The sequence below is a fragment of the Hamadaea flava genome (genome assembly GCF_024172085.1).
Taxonomy (GTDB): domain Bacteria; phylum Actinomycetota; class Actinomycetes; order Mycobacteriales; family Micromonosporaceae; genus Hamadaea; species Hamadaea flava.
Genome location: NZ_JAMZDZ010000001.1, coordinates 7,586,475 through 7,601,882, shown reverse-complemented (window position 1 = coordinate 7,601,882; position 15,408 = coordinate 7,586,475). Strand labels below are relative to the sequence as shown.

Sequence of the window (15,408 nt, the reverse complement as noted above, 5' to 3'; positions counted from 1 at the left end):
GGAGGCATGCATAACCGCGATCTGCTGAGAAACGCCGACCTGCGGAGGCGGGCGGGTCAGGCGGGCGGGGGCTCGGCCAGCACCCGGCGCACGACGCGTTCGAGGAGCGCCTCCAGCGCGGCCGGGTCGAGCACCGCGGCTTGGGCCGCTTCGGCGGCGGTCTGCGCGGCCCGGGCGGATTCCGCCGCGAGCCGGGCGGCCGCGGCGGCGTCACCGGCCGAGGCTCGGGCGCCCTTGGCATCCAAGGCGATCGCGTTGACCACGGCGGTCAGCTTGTTCGGCTCGTGCGGGTTGTTGACGTGGTTGTCGATGGTCTCCCGCATGGCGAGCAGGCCCTCGACCCGGAAGATCAGCGCGCGGGCGTCGCCGTCGTCGCGGAACGGCATGGTCAGCTCCTTTGCCTTGCGCACGTGGCGCGGGACGTCGGCCGGGGTGAAGACGTACTCGAAGTGCATCGGGTCGGGCTTGGTCGAGTACCAGCCGCCCCAGTAGAAGCCGCAGTTCCACCACAGTGGAATGACGTCGATCGGCAGGTCGGATTTGAACGGCTTCTGGAACGGGTTGTCGTTCCAGTTCAGATCGACTGCCAGCCCCCACGAGTGGTTGCTGGGTTTGTTCTTGTTCCGAATGCTGCGGCAGTTGTAGCCACCGGTCGCATGCGCCTTGAGGCGGTACCGGTGCAGGGCGACCGTCGCGTTGAGCAGCAGCCCCACCAGCTCGGCCAGCTCCCGGCGTACGTTGACCTTCACTCCGCCGGCCGACAGCTCGACGATCTTGCTCTTCTGGCAGTTCGGCCAGCCGGTGCCCCAACCGTTCTGCTGAGCCCGGTCGAGGCTCACCCCGTGCGGCCGTTTCATGTACGCCTCACGCGGGGGCATCGGTCTCCGCCTCCCCCGCCGGAGCCTCGGGGTCCTCGTCGACGTCGTCGGGTCCGCCGTCGCCGGGCACATTGCGCCCGATGGCGGCCTCCTCGAAGTCCTCAGCGGTCGGGATCCGGTTGCCCTGCCAGTTCAGGCCGTCGTTGCGCTCGTCGACCGGCTGGCAGGAGACCTCCTCGACGACCTCGTCCGGCTCGAATTCGCGTACGCTCCAGCTCGTCTCCCAGACTGGGACGCCTTCGGCCATGGCCGGCTCCTCTCGCCCACCGCCTCGTCACCGGCGTACCGCACAGCGTGCGGCGAGGGTGACCGAGACGGTGTCGTGCAGCCGACCCCGAACGGGCGACGGGACAGGCGGCTGGGCCTAGAGCAGTTCCAGCGGATCGAGCTGAACCCGGACGGCGTCGGCCGACTTGCGGGCGCTGCGCGTCCCGGCGGCCGCGTGAAGCGCATGCGCCAACGCCGCCGCCTCCGACCGCCGGACCCGAAGCAGCAACCGTTCTGAGCCCTCGCCGATCTCCAGCGGGCCGAGTTGCTCGGTTCCCGGCGGCAGGTCGGCCGACTCGGTCAGCTCGGCGACCGCAGCCGGTGGACCGGTGAGCGACGCCATCCGCGCGGCGGGCGGGAAGCCGAGCGCCCGCCGGTCGGCCAGCTCCCGTTCGGCCAGCCAGGCGGCGTCCCAGCGCAGCAGCGCCTGCACCGGGATCATCGAACCGTCGGCGACCACGACCACCTTGCCGCCCTTGCCGGCGGGGACGGCGAGCGCGGCGGCCGCCATCCAGCGTCGCAGCGCCTCCTCGGCGGCGCGCAGGTCGGCCCGGGTCAGCATCGCCCAGGTGTCGAGCAGCAGCACCGCGCCGTAGCCGGGTCCGTCCACGATGGGTTCCGCGCCGGGCGTGGCGAGGACCAGCGACGCCTCCGCCGGGACGGTCGCCAAGACCGATTCGCCGCCGGACGTACGCACCGGCACCCCCGGGAACGCCCGGCCCAGCTCCTCCGCCGTACGCCGGACGCCGGTCACCGAGGCACGCAGGCGGCGGCCACCGCAGCGCGGACAGGTGTAGTCGGCGGCCGGGCGGGCGCACCAGCGACAGGCCGGCGGACCGGCGTTGCCCGGCAGCGCCAGCGGGCCCGAGCAGCGGGAGCAGCGGGCCCGTTCGCGGCACTCCTGGCAGGCCACGGAGGGCACGTAACCCCGGCGGGGCACCTGGATCAGCACGGGGGCGTCGGCTCGCATCGCTTCACGGGCGGCGTCCCACGCCACGCTCGGCAGGCGGGCCGCGACGGCGCCCGGGTCGCGGGCCAGTTGGCGGTCGTCGGCGGTGACGATGCGCGGCGAGAGCACCCGCAACGTCTCCCGGGACGGCGTGATCTCCTTGGCCCACCCGGTCTCCACCAGCAGCTGGCCCTCGGCCGTCCGGGCGTACCCGCCGACGAGGGCGGCGCAGCCGGTCAGCTGCGCCCGGCTCAGCAGCACCTGTCGCGCGTGCGGGTAGGGCGACCGTGGTTCGGCGTGCAGGTCGTCACCGTCGTCCCAGATGACCACCAGGCCGAGGTCGCGTACGGGGGCGAAGGACGCGCCTCGCGTCCCGATGACCACCTGCACCTCGCCCCGGCTGACGCGTAGGAAGCGCTTGTAGCGCTCGGCCGGGCCCAGTGCTGCCGAGAGGGCGACATGCTGGTCGTCGCCGCCCAGCGCGGCTGTCAGGGCGGCGTCGAGGCGGTCCAGGTCCCGATAGTCGGCCACGATGACGACGGCGCCCCGGCCGCTCGCCAGCGTGTCGGCGACGGCGGCCGCGACCCGGTCCGGCCAGCGCTCCCCCGGCAGGGCCGACCAGACCGCCCGTGGGGACTTGCCGTCGGCCAGCGCCCGCAGGAAGGCCTGCCCGGCGGCATAGTGCCCCCAGCCGGGGCGTTCTTCTCGCCGGCCGGGTGGCTTCGGGGTGTTCGGGGCCGCCTTCTCGGCCGCCGCGTGCCGGGGCGGCACGGCCAGCCGCAGGACGTCGATCAGGCTGCCGGCGTATCGGTCGGCGATGTCGCGGGCGAGCCGGATGATCTCCGGGCGCAGCACCGGCTCCGGCGACACGACCTTCTCCAGGAACGCCAGCTTCCGGTCCAGCTCGGTGTGCTCGACCCGGTCGAGCAGCCAGCCGTCGACGAGTTGGCCGGAGAACCGGACCCGCACCCGGGTGCCCGGCTGGGCCGCCGTGTCGAGATCCGCTGGGACCAGGTAGTCGAACGGCCGGTCGAGGTGCGGCAGCGGCACGTCGACGCAGACGCGAGCGACCGGCAACCCCGATGCGGGCTGCCGGTCGCTGCGCTTGGTCTTGCTCGTCACGTCACCTGGTGTATCAGGTGACTACGACGAAGGTGGGTCACGCCCCCGCCGCGGACTTCAGGTCGGCGACCCGGTCGGTCCGCTCCCAGGCCAGCTCGGGCAGCTCGCGGCCGAAGTGGCCGTACGCCGCGGTCTGCTGGTAGATCGGGCGCAGCAGCTCCAGGTCCCGGATGATCGCGGCCGGACGCAGGTCGAAGACCTCGTTGATGGCCTTCTCGATCCGGTCCACCGGGACGACCTCGGTGCCGAACGTCTCGACGAACAGGCTCACCGGGTGCGCCTTGCCGATGGCGTACGCCACCTGCACCTCGCACCGCTCGGCCAGCCCGGCCGCGACGACGTTCTTGGCGACCCAGCGCATCGCGTACGCCGCCGAACGGTCCACCTTGGACGGGTCCTTGCCGGAGAACGCGCCGCCGCCGTGGCGGGCGTAGCCGCCGTAGGTGTCGACGATGATCTTCCGGCCGGTCAGGCCGGCGTCGCCCATCGGGCCGCCGATCTCGAAGCGGCCGGTCGGGTTCACCAGCAGCCGGTAGCCCTCGGTGTCGAGGCCGAGGCTCTCCAGCTCCGGCGCGATGACGTGCTCGCGGACGTCCGGGGCGAGCAGCGACTCGAGCGAGATGTCCGGGGCGTGCTGCGAGGACACCACGACGGTGTGCAGCTTGACCGGCTTGAGGCCGTTGTACTCGATGGTGACCTGGGTCTTGCCGTCTGGGCGCAGGTACGGGATCACCCCGTCCTTGCGGACCGCGGCGAGCCGGCGGGCCAGCCGGTGCGCGAGCGCGATCGGCAGCGGCATCAGCTCGGGCGTCTCCGAGCAGGCGAAGCCGAACATCATGCCCTGGTCGCCGGCGCCCTGGGAGTCCAGCAGGTCGTGGCCGCCCTCGCGCTGCTCCAGGGCGGAGTCGACGCCCTGGGCGATGTCGGGCGACTGCGACCCGATCGAGACGCTGACGCCGCAGGACGCGCCGTCGAAGCCCTTCTTCGAGGAGTCGTAGCCGATGCCGAGGATCGTCTCGCGGACGATCGTCGGGATGTCGGCGTACGCCTTCGTGGTGACCTCACCCGCGACGTGCACCTGGCCGGTCGTGATCAGGGTTTCCACGGCGACCCGGCTGTGCGGGTCCTGCGTCAGCAGCGCGTCGAGGATGCCATCGCTGATCTGGTCGGCGATCTTGTCGGGGTGACCCTCCGTGACCGATTCGGAGGTGAAGAGACGGCGTGCCACAGTGCTCCCTCAACGGTCCGCTTGCCAACGGCAAGACGCTCAACGATTGCTAGTTATCGCGGCAGTCTAGTCAACCTGCGCGTACGCCGATCCGGCGACCGGCCGTGTGTTCACAATTCGGACTCTTCAGTCGGTCTTCGCCGACCAGCGGTCCAGGACGAGGTCCCAGACGGCGTCGGCGACATCCTCTTTGGGTCGCCGGCCGAGCGCTGTCGTGGATCCGTCCGCCCCCAGCACCACGACGTCGTTGTCGTCGGCCCCGAAGACCTTGTCGGCGCCGACCTCGTTCACCACGATCAGGTCGGCCCGCTTCTTGACGAGCTTGGCCGCGCCGTTGTCGAGCGCGTCGTGCGTCTCCGCGGCGAACGCGACGAGCACCTGGCCGGGCCGTTTCAGCGCGCCCGCCTCGGCGGCGATGTCGGGGTTGGTGACCAGTTCGAGGCTGGGCGCCGACCCGTCGGCCGTCTTCTTGATCTTCTGCTCGGCGTACTGCGCGGGGCGGAAGTCGGCGGGCGCGGCGGCGAACACCATCGCGTCGGCGACGTCAGCCGCCGCGAGGACGGCATCCCGCAGGTCGGCCGTGCTGCCGACCCGGACCAGCTCGACCCCGGCCGGGTTGGGCAGGGCCACGTTGGCCGCGATCAAGGTGACCTTCGCACCGCGGGCGACCGCGGCCGTCGCGAACGCGTACCCCTGCTTGCCGGACGACCGGTTGCCGAGGAAGCGGACCGGGTCGAGCGGTTCCCGGGTGCCGCCGGCGGTGACCACGACGTGCCGTCCGGCCAAGTCGGCGGCGGTACGCCCGGCGAGCACCCGCCGCGCGATCGCGAAGATCTCGGCGGGGTCGGGCAGGCGGCCCTTGCCGGAGTCGGCGCCGGTGAGGCGGCCGACGGCGGGCTCGATCACGATCGCGCCCCGGCGGCGCAGCGTCGCCACGTTGTCGGCGGTGGCCGGGTGCTCCCACATCTCCGTATGCATGGCCGGCGCGAAGACGACCGGGCAGCGAGCGGTGAGCAGGGTCGAGGTGAGCAGGTCGTCGGCCAGCCCGTGGGCCGCCTTGGCCAGCAGATCGGCCGTCGCGGGCGCGACGACCACCAGATCCGCGGTCTGCCCGAGGCGGACGTGCGGCACCTCGGGGACGTCGGTGAAGACTCCGGTCGCGACCGGCTGACCGGACAGGGCCTCCCAGGTGGGCGCGCCGACGAACCGCAGGGCGGCCTCCGTCGGCACGACGCGGACCTGGTGACCCGATTCGGTGAGCAGGCGCAGCAACTCGCACGCCTTGTACGCGGCGATGCCGCCGCTGACGCCGAGGACGACCCTGCTCACCGTCGGATTCTGTTCTCTGCCGAGTTTCAGCGCCTGATCAGGCGGTTTCGCCGGTCGGCTCGGCGACGAGCAGGCCGGCGTTGATCTCGCGCATCGAGATCGAGAGCGCCTTCTCCTGCGGAGTGGTCTCCACCAGCGGGCCGACGTACTCCAGCAGGCCCTCGCCGAGCTGCGAGTAGTAGGCGTTGATCTGGCGCGCGCGCTTCGCCGCGAAGATGACCAGCGCGTACTTCGAGGAGGTCTTCTCCAGCAGCTCGTCGATGGGCGGGTTGGTGATGCCCTCTGGGTTGGCGACGGTTGCGGCCACTTTCACGTCCCTAGAAAAACTTGTGTCTGTTTTGTCAGCCGTGCGCCCGGATCGGCGCGAGCTGTCGTGAACCGAGTAATCCTAGCAACTCGTCAGCAGCGCGTTCGACCGAGTCGTTGACGACGGTGACATCGAACTCCTTCTGCGAGGCCAGCTCCTCGTCGGCGTGCAGCAGCCGGCGCCGGATGGTCTCCTCGTCCTCGGTCCCCCGGCCGCGCAGCCGCCGGTGCAACTCCTCGACGCTCGGCGGGGCGAGGAAGACGAGTTGAGCCTCGGGCATGACCGCCCGGACCTGGCGAGCGCCCTGGATGTCGATCTTCAGCAGGACCGGGATGCCCTGGTCGAGCCGGGCTTCGACGCCCGCGCGGGGCGTGCCGTAGAGGTTGCCCGCGAACTCGGCCCATTCCAGCAGCTGCCCGGAGGCCTCCAGGTGGCGGAACTGGGCCCGGTTCACGAAGTGGTAGTGGATGCCGTCGACCTCGCCGTCTCGCATCTTCCGCGTGGTCGCCGAGACGGAGAACCACACCCAGGGCGCGCGCGGTTTGATCCACTCGATCACGCTGTCCTTGCCGACCCCGGACGGGCCGGACAGCACGGTGAGGCGGGCCGGCGGTCGGGATACGTCGGTCACTTCTTCTCCTCGCCAGATGGGCAGCGCTCGTTGGGTCCCTTTCTACCCAACGCAGCTGATCTTGTCGCGTTACCCCGGCACAGATCACGTCACAGATCACATCGCCGAAAGCGCCAGATCACGGTTCCGGGTCGAATCTTGGACCAAGATTCGACTCAGATCCCTGATCCACCCCGGAAGGGCGGGCGCGACGCCCACCCCGGAAGGGCGGGCGCGACGCCGAGTCCGGGTACACACAAGGCCGCCGCCCGAAACGGGCGGCGGCCTTGTGTGTCACGTCAGCTCAGTTGCCGGAGAACTCGGCGAGCAGAGCCTTGCGCTGCTGCTCACCGAGTCCGCGCAGACGGCGCGAGTCGGCGATCTTCAGCTTCTCCATGATCTGCGTGGCGCGGATCTTGCCGATGCCGGGCAGCGACTGCAGCACCGCCGACACCTTCAGCTTGCCGACGACGTCGTCGGCCTCGGCACGGCTCAGCACCGCGTCCAGCGTGGTCTGACCCTTCTTGAGCTGTTCCTTCAGCTCGGCCCGGGCCTTGCGAATCTCAGCGGCCTTCTCGAGCGCGGCAGCGCGCTGCTCGGGGCTCAGTGTGGGGAGCGGCACCAGTTCTCCTCAGGTCCCACGCGGCGGTCGAGGGGTCGACCCACCGCTCGTTCGTTGGTCTACACGTCCGCCCCGGGTGGGACGGACGACGTTTTGCCTGTGCCTGGGTCACGTGTCACCTACGGTGACGCCTGTGGTTTCCAGTCGCGGGGAAAACTAGCGGTCAGAGCCGCTTTCGGCAACGTCACCACGCATGATCACAAAATGGTTACGCCGTGAGTGGCGTCACCGGTCACCCGCCCAGGGCGCGGCGGCACGCATCGAGCGACCGCTCAGTAGCCTCGATCAGGCCGCGAACCGTCGGCCCGCCCGCGAGCACCTCACGCGAGTACGAGGGAAGGACGGCGTCGATGGAGTCGCCGAAGATCTCGCGCAGTCCGGCGGGGTCGCCACCCTGCGCGCCGAGCCCCGGAACGAGGAACGGCCCATTGGTCCGGGACAGATCCTCGCCGGTCCGCCCGACGGTCGCCCCGACCACCGCACCGATGCTGCCCAGCGGCTTCGCACCCGTGTTGAGCTGGGAAATCTCATCTAGTATCAGTTGGGCGACCGTCCGCCCATCGGCCGTCCGGGCATGCTGGACCTGCGATCCTTCAGGGTTCGATGTAAGGGCCAGGACGAATACCCCACCACCGTGCAAGGCGGCCGAGTCGAACGCCGGACGGAGCGATCCGAAGCCGAGGAACGGGCTCACGGTGATCGCGTCTACATAGATTGGGCTAGATGGATTCAGGTACGCGTCGGCGTACGCGGCCATCGTCGAGCCGATATCACCGCGTTTCGCGTCCAGCAAGACAAGTGCTCCGGCATCCCGCAACTGTCGGATAGTTGACTCAAGAATGGCCATGCCACGCGAACCGAATCGCTCGAAGAATGCGGCCTGAGGTTTAAAGACAGCTACCCGTTCGGCCAGTGCCTCTACCACCGTTCGGCTGAACCGCTCGACACCATCCACGTCATCACTCAAACCCCATGCGGCCAGCAGCGAAGCATGGGGATCGATGCCCACGCACAGCGGTCCGCGCTTGGCCAGGGCTTGGTGCAGGCGACTGCCGAAGGGTTCCATGACGGTGCTCCGTTCACGACGAAATAACGGCGAAATCAGGACGAATGCTGTGAGAAGGCTGAGTACGAGGCCCCGGCGGCGGCCCGCATCGCGCCGGTGACCAGCACGAGATCGGCGTCGGAGGTCACATAGGGCGGCATGGCGTAGATCAGATCCCGAAAGGGGCGCAGCCACACGCCGTGCGCGACCGCCTCGGCGGTCGCGGGCGCCATGGCAACCTCGTGATCCAGCTGGATCACCCCGATGGCCCCGAGCACCCGCACGTCGCGTACGCCGGGCAGGTGCCGCGCCGCGTCGAGACCAGCACTCAGACCTGCGGAAACGCGGCGTACCTCCGTCTCCCAGTCGGACGACAGCAGCAGGCCGAGAGACGCGTTCGCCACGGCGCAGGCCAGCGGGTTGCCCATGAAGGTCGGCCCGTGCGCGAGCACCGGCACCTCGCCACGCGAGATCCCCCCGGCGACCTCCGATGTGCACAGCGCCGCGGCCAGCGTCAGGTATCCGCCGGTCAGTGCCTTGCCCACGCACATGATGTCGGGGGTCACGCCGGCGTGGTCGGCCGCGAACATCCGGCCGGTACGCCCGAAGCCGGTCGCGATCTCGTCGAAGATGAGCAGCACACCGAACTCGTCGGCCAGCTCCCGCAGCACCCGTAGGTACGCCGGATGGTGCCACCGCATGCCACCCGCCCCCTGGACCAACGGCTCGACGATGATCGCGGCGATCTCGTCCGCCTCCGCCTTGAGCGCAGCTCGCAGCTCGTCGGCGTACGCCTGCTCGAAGGTGGCCGGGGGCAGGTCGGCGAAGATCTGCCGGGGCAGCACGTCGCCCCAGAGGCTGTGCATGCCGCCCTCGGGATCGCACACGCTCATCGGGTGGAACGTGTCGCCGTGGTAGCCGCCGCGCCAGGTCAGCAGGCGGCGTTTGGCCGGGCGGCCCAGCGACCGCCAGTACTGCACCGCCATCTTGATGCCGACCTCGACGCTGACCGAGCCGGAATCGGCCAGGAACACATGCTCCAGCCCGGCCGGGGTGATCTCGACGAGGGTCTGCGCCAGGCGGACGGCGGGCTCGTGGGTGAGCCCGCCGAACATCACGTGGCTCATCCGGCCCGCCTGCTCGGCCAGGGCGGCGTCGAGCACCGGATGCCGGTAGCCGTGGATCGCCGACCACCAGCTCGACATCCCGTCGACCAGTTCCCGGCCGTCGTCCAAAGTCAGGCGTACGCCCGACGCCGACCGCACCACCAGCGGCTCCATCCGCCCGGGCATCGGCCCGTACGGGTGCCAGACATGTTCCCGGTCGAGCCGGAGCAGCTCGTCAGCGTCCATGGGCCGCCACAGCGACCGCTCGGACCAACGCCGGGCCGTGGAAGATGAACCCGGTGTAGAGCTGGACAAGGCTGGCGCCGGCGTCGAAGAGCCGGGTCGCGTCGTCGGCCGACATGACCCCGCCGACCCCGATGACGGGCAGCTTGCCGCCGGTCTCGGCGTGCACGAACGAGACGACCTTGCGAGCGCGCTCGGTCAGCGGCTTGCCGGACAGGCCACCGGCCTCCCCCGCGAGCTGGGCGTCGGCCGAGGCGAGCCCGTCGCGGCCCAGCGTCGTGTTGGTGGCGATCAGCCCGGCGACTCCCCGGTCGGCGCAGACCTGCAAGACCTCGCCGATCGCGCTGTCGGTCAGGTCCGGCGCGATCTTCACCAGCACCGGCGTGCCCTTCGCCTCCTTGACCAGGGCGGCCAGCAGCTCGTTCAGGTGGCCGCGGTCCTGCAGCTCGCGCAGGCCCGGAGTGTTCGGAGACGAGACGTTGACCGCCACGTAGTCGGCGTACGGGCGCAGCAGCTGGAGGCTGTAGACGTAGTCGTCGACCGCCTCCTCCAGCGGCGTGACCTTCGACTTGCCCAGGCTGATGCCCAACGGGGCGCGCAGCCCCAGCGGGCCGGCCAGCGCGGGCAGGTCGCCCGGCGTACGGGTGCGGATCAGGGTCGCCGGGGTGTCGGGCACGTTCGGCCGCCGGGCCGGCTCGCCGAGCAACGCCGTGAGCCGTCCGGCCAGCGCCATGGCGCCCTCGTTGTTGAACCCCATCCGGTTGACGACGGCCTCGCTGGCCGGCGCCCGGAACAACCGGGGCTTGTCGTTGCCCGGCTGCGCCTTCGCCGTGACCGTGCCGACCTCGACGAAGCCGAAGCCCAGCGCCGGCCACGCGGGCAGGGCGATCCCGTTCTTGTCCATCCCGGCGGCCAGGCCGACCGGATTCGGGAAGTCCACCCCGAACACCCGGGTCGGCGCGGCCACCGCGTACCGGCGGCGCAGCGACTCCAGGACCCGGTGCCGCCCGGACATCCCGGCCAGCCGGTGCAGGGTCGCCTCGTGGGCCGCCTCGGCGTCACCTCCGCCGATCCGGAACAGCGCCGGGCGTACGAAGGACTCGAAGAAGCTCACAGCTCCGCTCCCAGCGCAGGCCCCGCATCGAATGTCACAGCGTCCGCTGGGCGCTCAGGTCCGGACTCCCCCAGGAGCTCGGGCCTGAGCGCCTTGTGCAGTTCCTGCAGTGGGCGTACCCGTAGATCTCCGGCGATGAGCGCCTCGATGCCCATCACCGCCGCCGCGGCGCCGGGGACCGTCGTGATGCACGGGATGTCGGCCGCGACCGCGGCCGAGCGGATCTCGTAGCCGTCGGACCGCGCACCGGCCCCCGAGCCCTGCGGGGTGTTGATCACGAGCTTGACCTCGCCGGCGCCGATGAGCGAGATGGCGTCGCGCTGGTCGCCGGCGTAGTGCTTGCCGACCACCTCGCAGCCGATGCCGTGCCGCCGCAGCACCTCGCCGGTGCCCTCGGTCGCGATGATCTCGAAGCCGAGGTCGGCCAGCCGCTTGACCGGGAAGATCATGGCGCGCTTGTCGCGGTTGGCGACGCTCACGAAGATCTTGCCGGTGGTCGGCAGCGACCCGTACGCGGCCGCCTGCGACTTGGCGAACGCCTGCCCGAAGGCGATGTCGATGCCCATGACCTCGCCGGTCGACTTCATCTCCGGGCCGAGCAGCGAGTCGACGCCCTTGCCGGCCGGGGTGCGGAACCGCTTGAACGGCAGCACCGCCTCCTTGACCGCGACCGGGGCGTGCTCGGGCAGCTGGCCGCCGTCCCCGGTGGCCTCGAGCATGCCCTCGGCGCGCAGCTCGGCGATGCTCGCCCCGAGCATGATCCGGGCCGCCGCCTTGGCCAGCGGGACCGCGGCCGCCTTGGAGACGAACGGCACCGTACGCGACGCGCGCGGATTGGCCTCCAGCACGTAGAGGGCGTCGTCCTTGAGGGCGTACTGCACGTTGAGCAGCCCCCGTACGCCGACTCCGCGCGCGATCTTCTCGGTGAAGTCGCGGACGACCTTCAGATGCGCGGCTCCCAAGGTGATCGGCGGCAGCGCGCAGGAGGAGTCACCACTGTGGATGCCCGCCTCCTCGATGTGCTCCATGACACCGCCGATGTAGACCTCGCCGTCGGCGTCGCACAGCGCGTCGACGTCGATCTCGATCGCGTCGTCCAGGAACCGGTCGACCAGCACCGGGTGCTCCGGCGAGATGTCGGTCGCCCGGCCGATGTAGTCGCGCAGCGTGTCGTCGTCGTAGACGATCTCCATGCCGCGCCCGCCGAGCACGTACGACGGTCGCACCAGGACTGGGTAGCCCACCTCGTCGGCGATCTTCTTGGCGTCCTCGTAGGACGTCGCGGTGCCGTGCGCCGGCGCGCGCAGGCCGGCCTTGGCCAGCACCGCGCCGAACGCGCCCCGCTCCTCGGCGAGGTGGATCGACTCCGGGCTGGTGCCGACGATGGGCACCCCGGCGTCCTTGAGCCGCTGGGCCAGGCCGAGCGGGGTCTGCCCGCCCAGCTGGACGATCACGCCCACCACGCCGGGACCCCCGGCCGCCGTGCCCGAGCTGTGCTCGGCGTGCCAGACCTCCAGGACGTCCTCGAAGGTCAGCGGCTCGAAGTAGAGCCGGTCGGCGGTGTCGTAGTCGGTGGAGACCGTCTCCGGGTTGCAGTTGACCATGACGGTCTCGAACCCGGCCGCCCGGAGCGCCATGACGGCGTGCACGCAGGAGTAGTCGAACTCGATGCCCTGCCCGATCCGGTTCGGGCCGGAGCCCAGGATGAGCACCTTCGGGCGGTCGCTCGGGGCGACCTCCGTCTCCTCGTCATAGCTGGAGTAGTGGTACGGCGTCTTCGCCGCGAACTCGGCCGCGCAGGTGTCCACCGTCTTGTAGACGGGGCGCAGCCCGAGGCGGTGCCGCAGCGTGCGTACGCCCTCCTCGCCGGCCAGCTCCGGGCGCAGCGCCGCCAGCTGCCGGTCCGACAGCCCGGCGCGCTTGGCCCGGCGCAGCAACGGCTCGTCCAGCACCGCCGCGCTCGTCACCTCTTCGCGTAGCTTGATCAGTGCGGCGATCTGGGTGAGGAACCAGGGGTCCACTCCCCCGCTCGCCTCGTGCACCTGCTCGACGGTCGCGCCCAGGCGCAGCGCCGCTTCGATCGTGTAGAGCCGCCCGTCGTGCGGGATCCTCAGCGCCGCCAGCGCCTCCGCCACGGTGTCGAACTGGTCCATGACAGTCCAGAAGCCGGCCTGCTTGGTCTCCATCGACCGCATCGCCTTGCCGAGCGCCTCGGTGAAATTGCGGCCCAGGCTCATCGCCTCGCCGACCGACTTCATCGTGGTGGTCAGCTCCGGGTCGGCGCCCGGGAACTTCTCGAAGGCGAACCGCGGGATCTTCACCACGACGTAGTCCAGCGACGGCTCGAAGGCGGCCGGGGTCTGCAGGGTGATGTCGTTGGGGATCTCGTCGAGGGTGTAGCCGATGGCGAGCTTCGCCGCGATCTTGGCGATCGGGAAGCCGGTCGCCTTCGACGCCAGCGCCGAGGACCGCGACACCCGCGGGTTCATCTCGATGACGACGATCCGGCCGTTCTCCGGGTCGATGGCGAACTGGATGTTGCAGCCGCCGGTGTCCACGCCGACCTCGCGCAGCACCGCGATGCCGAGATCCCGCATGACCTGGTACTCGCGGTCGGTCAGGGTCATCGCGGGGGCGACGGTCACCGAGTCTCCGGTGTGGACGCCCATCGGGTCGAGGTTCTCGATGGAGCAGACGACCACGACGTTGTCGTGCTTGTCGCGCATCAGCTCCAGCTCGTACTCCTTCCAGCCGAGCACGCTCTCCTCGATGAGCACCTCGTGCACCGGCGAGGCGGCCAGTCCGGACCCGGCGATGCGCTCCAGGTCCTCGTCGGTGTGCGCCATGCCGGACCCGAGTCCGCCCATGGTGAAACTCGGCCGGATGACGACCGGCAGACCCAGGTCGGCCGCGGTCTCGCGGACCTCGTCCATCGAGTGGCACACCCGCGAACGCGGCACCAGCGCCTCGTCGGCCATGCCGACCCGGGCACCCGCACGCGCCACGATCTCCTTGAACAGCTGGCGGTCCTCACCGCGCCGGATGGCGTCGATGTTCGCCCCGATCAGCTCGACCTTGTACTTGTCCAGCACGCCGGCCTCGTGCAGGGCCACCGCGGTGTTCAGCGCGGTCTGCCCGCCCAGCGTCGGCAGGATCGCGTCGGGCCGCTCCCGCTCGATCACCTTCGTGACGAAGTCCGGCGTGATCGGCTCGACGTAGGTCGCGTCGGCGAACTCGGGGTCGGTCATGATCGTCGCGGGGTTGGAGTTCACCAGCGAGACGCGGATGCCCTCCGCCCGCAGGACCCGGCAGGCCTGCGTACCGGAGTAGTCGAACTCGCAGGCCTGGCCGATGACGATCGGACCGGAGCCGATGACCAGGATGTGCTTCAGGTCTTCGCGCTTCGGCATCAGTGCGTCCCCTCGATGAGCAGCTTGAACCTATCGAAGAGGTAGTCGGCGTCGTGCGTGCCGGCTGCCGCTTCGGGGTGGTACTGGACGGTGAAGGCGGGCACGTCCAGCGCCCGCAGCCCCTCGACCACGTTGTCGTTCAGGCAGACGTGGGATACCTCGACCCGGCCGAACTCGGTGTCCACCACCTTGTCCAACGGTGCGTCGACCGCGAAGCCGTGATTGTGCGACGTGACCTCCACCTTCCCGGTGGTGCGGTCCATCACCGGCTGGTTGACGCCACGGTGGCCGTAGCCCAGCTTGTAGGTGCCGAAGCCGAGCGCCCGGCCGAGGATCTGGCTGCCGAAGCAGATCCCGAACAGTGGAATCCGGCGGCGCATCACCTCCTGGGCCAGGGCCACCGGGTGGTCGGCGGTCGCCGGGTCGCCTGGTCCGGGCGAGAAGAAGACCGCGTCCGGCTGCACGGCCAGCAGGTCCTCCAGGGTGGAGGTCGCCGGCAGGATGTGGGTGGTCACCCCGCGCGCGGCCAAGCGCCGCGCCACGTTGCGCTTGATGCCCAGGTCCAGTGCCGCGACGGTGAAGAGCTTCTCGCCTTCGGCTTCCACCGTGTACGCCTGACGCGTGGTCACTTCAGCGGAGAGGTCCGCCCCGACCATCTGCGGACTGGCCAGCACCTTCGACAGCAGCGAGGCGGGATCGAGGTCTACACTGGACACGCCGACCCGCATGGCGCCGCGGTCGCGCAGGTGCCGGGTCAGCGCCCGGGTGTCGATCCCGGCGATGCCGACGATCCCCTCGGCCTTGAGCCGGTCCTCGAGTTCGCCGGTCGCTCGCCAGTTCGAGGCCTCCCGCGACGGGTCGCGGACCACGTATCCGGCGACCCAGATCCGGTCGGACTCGTCGTCCTCACCGTTGACGCCGGTGTTGCCGATGTGCGGCGCGGTCTGCACGACGACCTGACGGTGGTACGACGGGTCGGTCAGCGTCTCCTGGTAACCGGTCATCGCCGTGCTGAACACGGCCTCGCCGAACGTCTCCCCGACGGCGCCGAACGCCTCGCCGCGGAAGGTCCGGCCGTCTTCCAACACCAAGATGGCTTCGGACATCAGGCCGTCTCCCTCCGGTCGACGGCCGAATGCCCGTCAACCCTGTGTTGTCTGATGCCCAAGCTGCGCATG

The 15,408-nt window shown here is 70.6% G+C and carries 12 protein-coding genes and 1 pseudogene; all 13 read right to left on the bottom strand.

Going from position 1 to position 15,408, the window contains the following annotated elements:
• Nucleotides 1-56 precede the first annotated feature (56 nt).
• The 13 genes and pseudogenes from HDA40_RS35520 to carA all read right to left on the bottom strand — a co-directional run bounded on the left by HDA40_RS35520 (nt 57) and on the right by carA (nt 15,336).
• Nucleotides 57-878, bottom strand: coding sequence for a M15 family metallopeptidase (locus tag HDA40_RS35520; RefSeq protein WP_253762247.1), 822 nt, complete (start codon nt 876-878; stop codon nt 57-59).
• On the bottom strand, nt 865-1,125 hold the full coding sequence (locus HDA40_RS35515) for a hypothetical protein (RefSeq protein WP_253762246.1): 261 nt from the start codon (nt 1,123-1,125) through the stop codon (nt 865-867). Before HDA40_RS35515 ends, HDA40_RS35520 begins: the two co-directional genes overlap by 14 nt.
• 117 nt (nt 1,126-1,242) lie before the next feature.
• A complete protein-coding gene (locus HDA40_RS35510; RefSeq protein ID WP_253763929.1) occupies nt 1,243-3,171 on the bottom strand; it encodes a primosomal protein N' in 1,929 nt (642 codons plus the stop codon).
• 82 nt (nt 3,172-3,253) lie between these two features.
• Nucleotides 3,254-4,444, bottom strand: coding sequence for a methionine adenosyltransferase (metK, locus tag HDA40_RS35505; protein ID WP_253762244.1), 1,191 nt, complete (start codon nt 4,442-4,444; stop codon nt 3,254-3,256).
• Between the two features lie 126 nt (nt 4,445-4,570).
• The gene (gene coaBC / locus HDA40_RS35500) at nt 4,571-5,773 is read right to left on the bottom strand and encodes a bifunctional phosphopantothenoylcysteine decarboxylase/phosphopantothenate--cysteine ligase CoaBC (RefSeq protein ID WP_253762241.1); all 1,203 of its coding nucleotides are present in this window, start codon (nt 5,771-5,773) and stop codon (nt 4,571-4,573) included.
• A 37-nt stretch (nt 5,774-5,810) separates the two neighbouring features.
• On the bottom strand, nt 5,811-6,080 hold the full coding sequence (rpoZ, locus tag HDA40_RS35495; RefSeq protein ID WP_253763928.1) for a DNA-directed RNA polymerase subunit omega: 270 nt from the start codon (nt 6,078-6,080) through the stop codon (nt 5,811-5,813).
• Between the two features lie 34 nt (nt 6,081-6,114).
• The gene (gmk, locus tag HDA40_RS35490; protein ID WP_253762239.1) at nt 6,115-6,711 is read right to left on the bottom strand and encodes a guanylate kinase; all 597 of its coding nucleotides are present in this window, start codon (nt 6,709-6,711) and stop codon (nt 6,115-6,117) included.
• A gap of 283 nt (nt 6,712-6,994) precedes the next feature.
• Nucleotides 6,995-7,312, bottom strand: a complete 318-nt coding sequence (mihF, locus tag HDA40_RS35485; protein ID WP_253762238.1) for an integration host factor, actinobacterial type — start codon at nt 7,310-7,312, stop codon at nt 6,995-6,997.
• Nucleotides 7,313-7,544: 232 nt separating this feature from the next.
• Complete coding sequence (pyrF, locus tag HDA40_RS35480) at nt 7,545-8,378, bottom strand: orotidine-5'-phosphate decarboxylase (protein WP_253762236.1); 834 nt, start codon at nt 8,376-8,378, stop codon at nt 7,545-7,547.
• 35 nt (nt 8,379-8,413) lie between these two features.
• Complete coding sequence (locus HDA40_RS35475) at nt 8,414-9,709, bottom strand: adenosylmethionine--8-amino-7-oxononanoate transaminase (RefSeq protein ID WP_253762234.1); 1,296 nt, start codon at nt 9,707-9,709, stop codon at nt 8,414-8,416.
• Nucleotides 9,699-10,820 carry a quinone-dependent dihydroorotate dehydrogenase gene (locus tag HDA40_RS35470; protein WP_253762232.1) on the bottom strand — a complete coding sequence of 374 codons (1,122 nt, stop codon included), beginning with the start codon at nt 10,818-10,820 and terminating at the stop codon, nt 9,699-9,701. The genes HDA40_RS35475 and HDA40_RS35470 overlap by 11 nt, the downstream gene beginning before the upstream one ends.
• 83 nt (nt 10,821-10,903) lie before the next feature.
• A pseudogene (gene carB, locus HDA40_RS35465) lies at nt 10,904-14,230 on the bottom strand (carbamoyl-phosphate synthase large subunit); the annotation flags it as partial.
• Nucleotides 14,230-15,336 carry a glutamine-hydrolyzing carbamoyl-phosphate synthase small subunit gene (gene carA / locus HDA40_RS35460; protein WP_253762231.1) on the bottom strand — a complete coding sequence of 369 codons (1,107 nt, stop codon included), beginning with the start codon at nt 15,334-15,336 and terminating at the stop codon, nt 14,230-14,232. The gene carA and the pseudogene carB, both read right to left, overlap by 1 nt.
• Nucleotides 15,337-15,408: the final 72 nt, after the last annotated feature.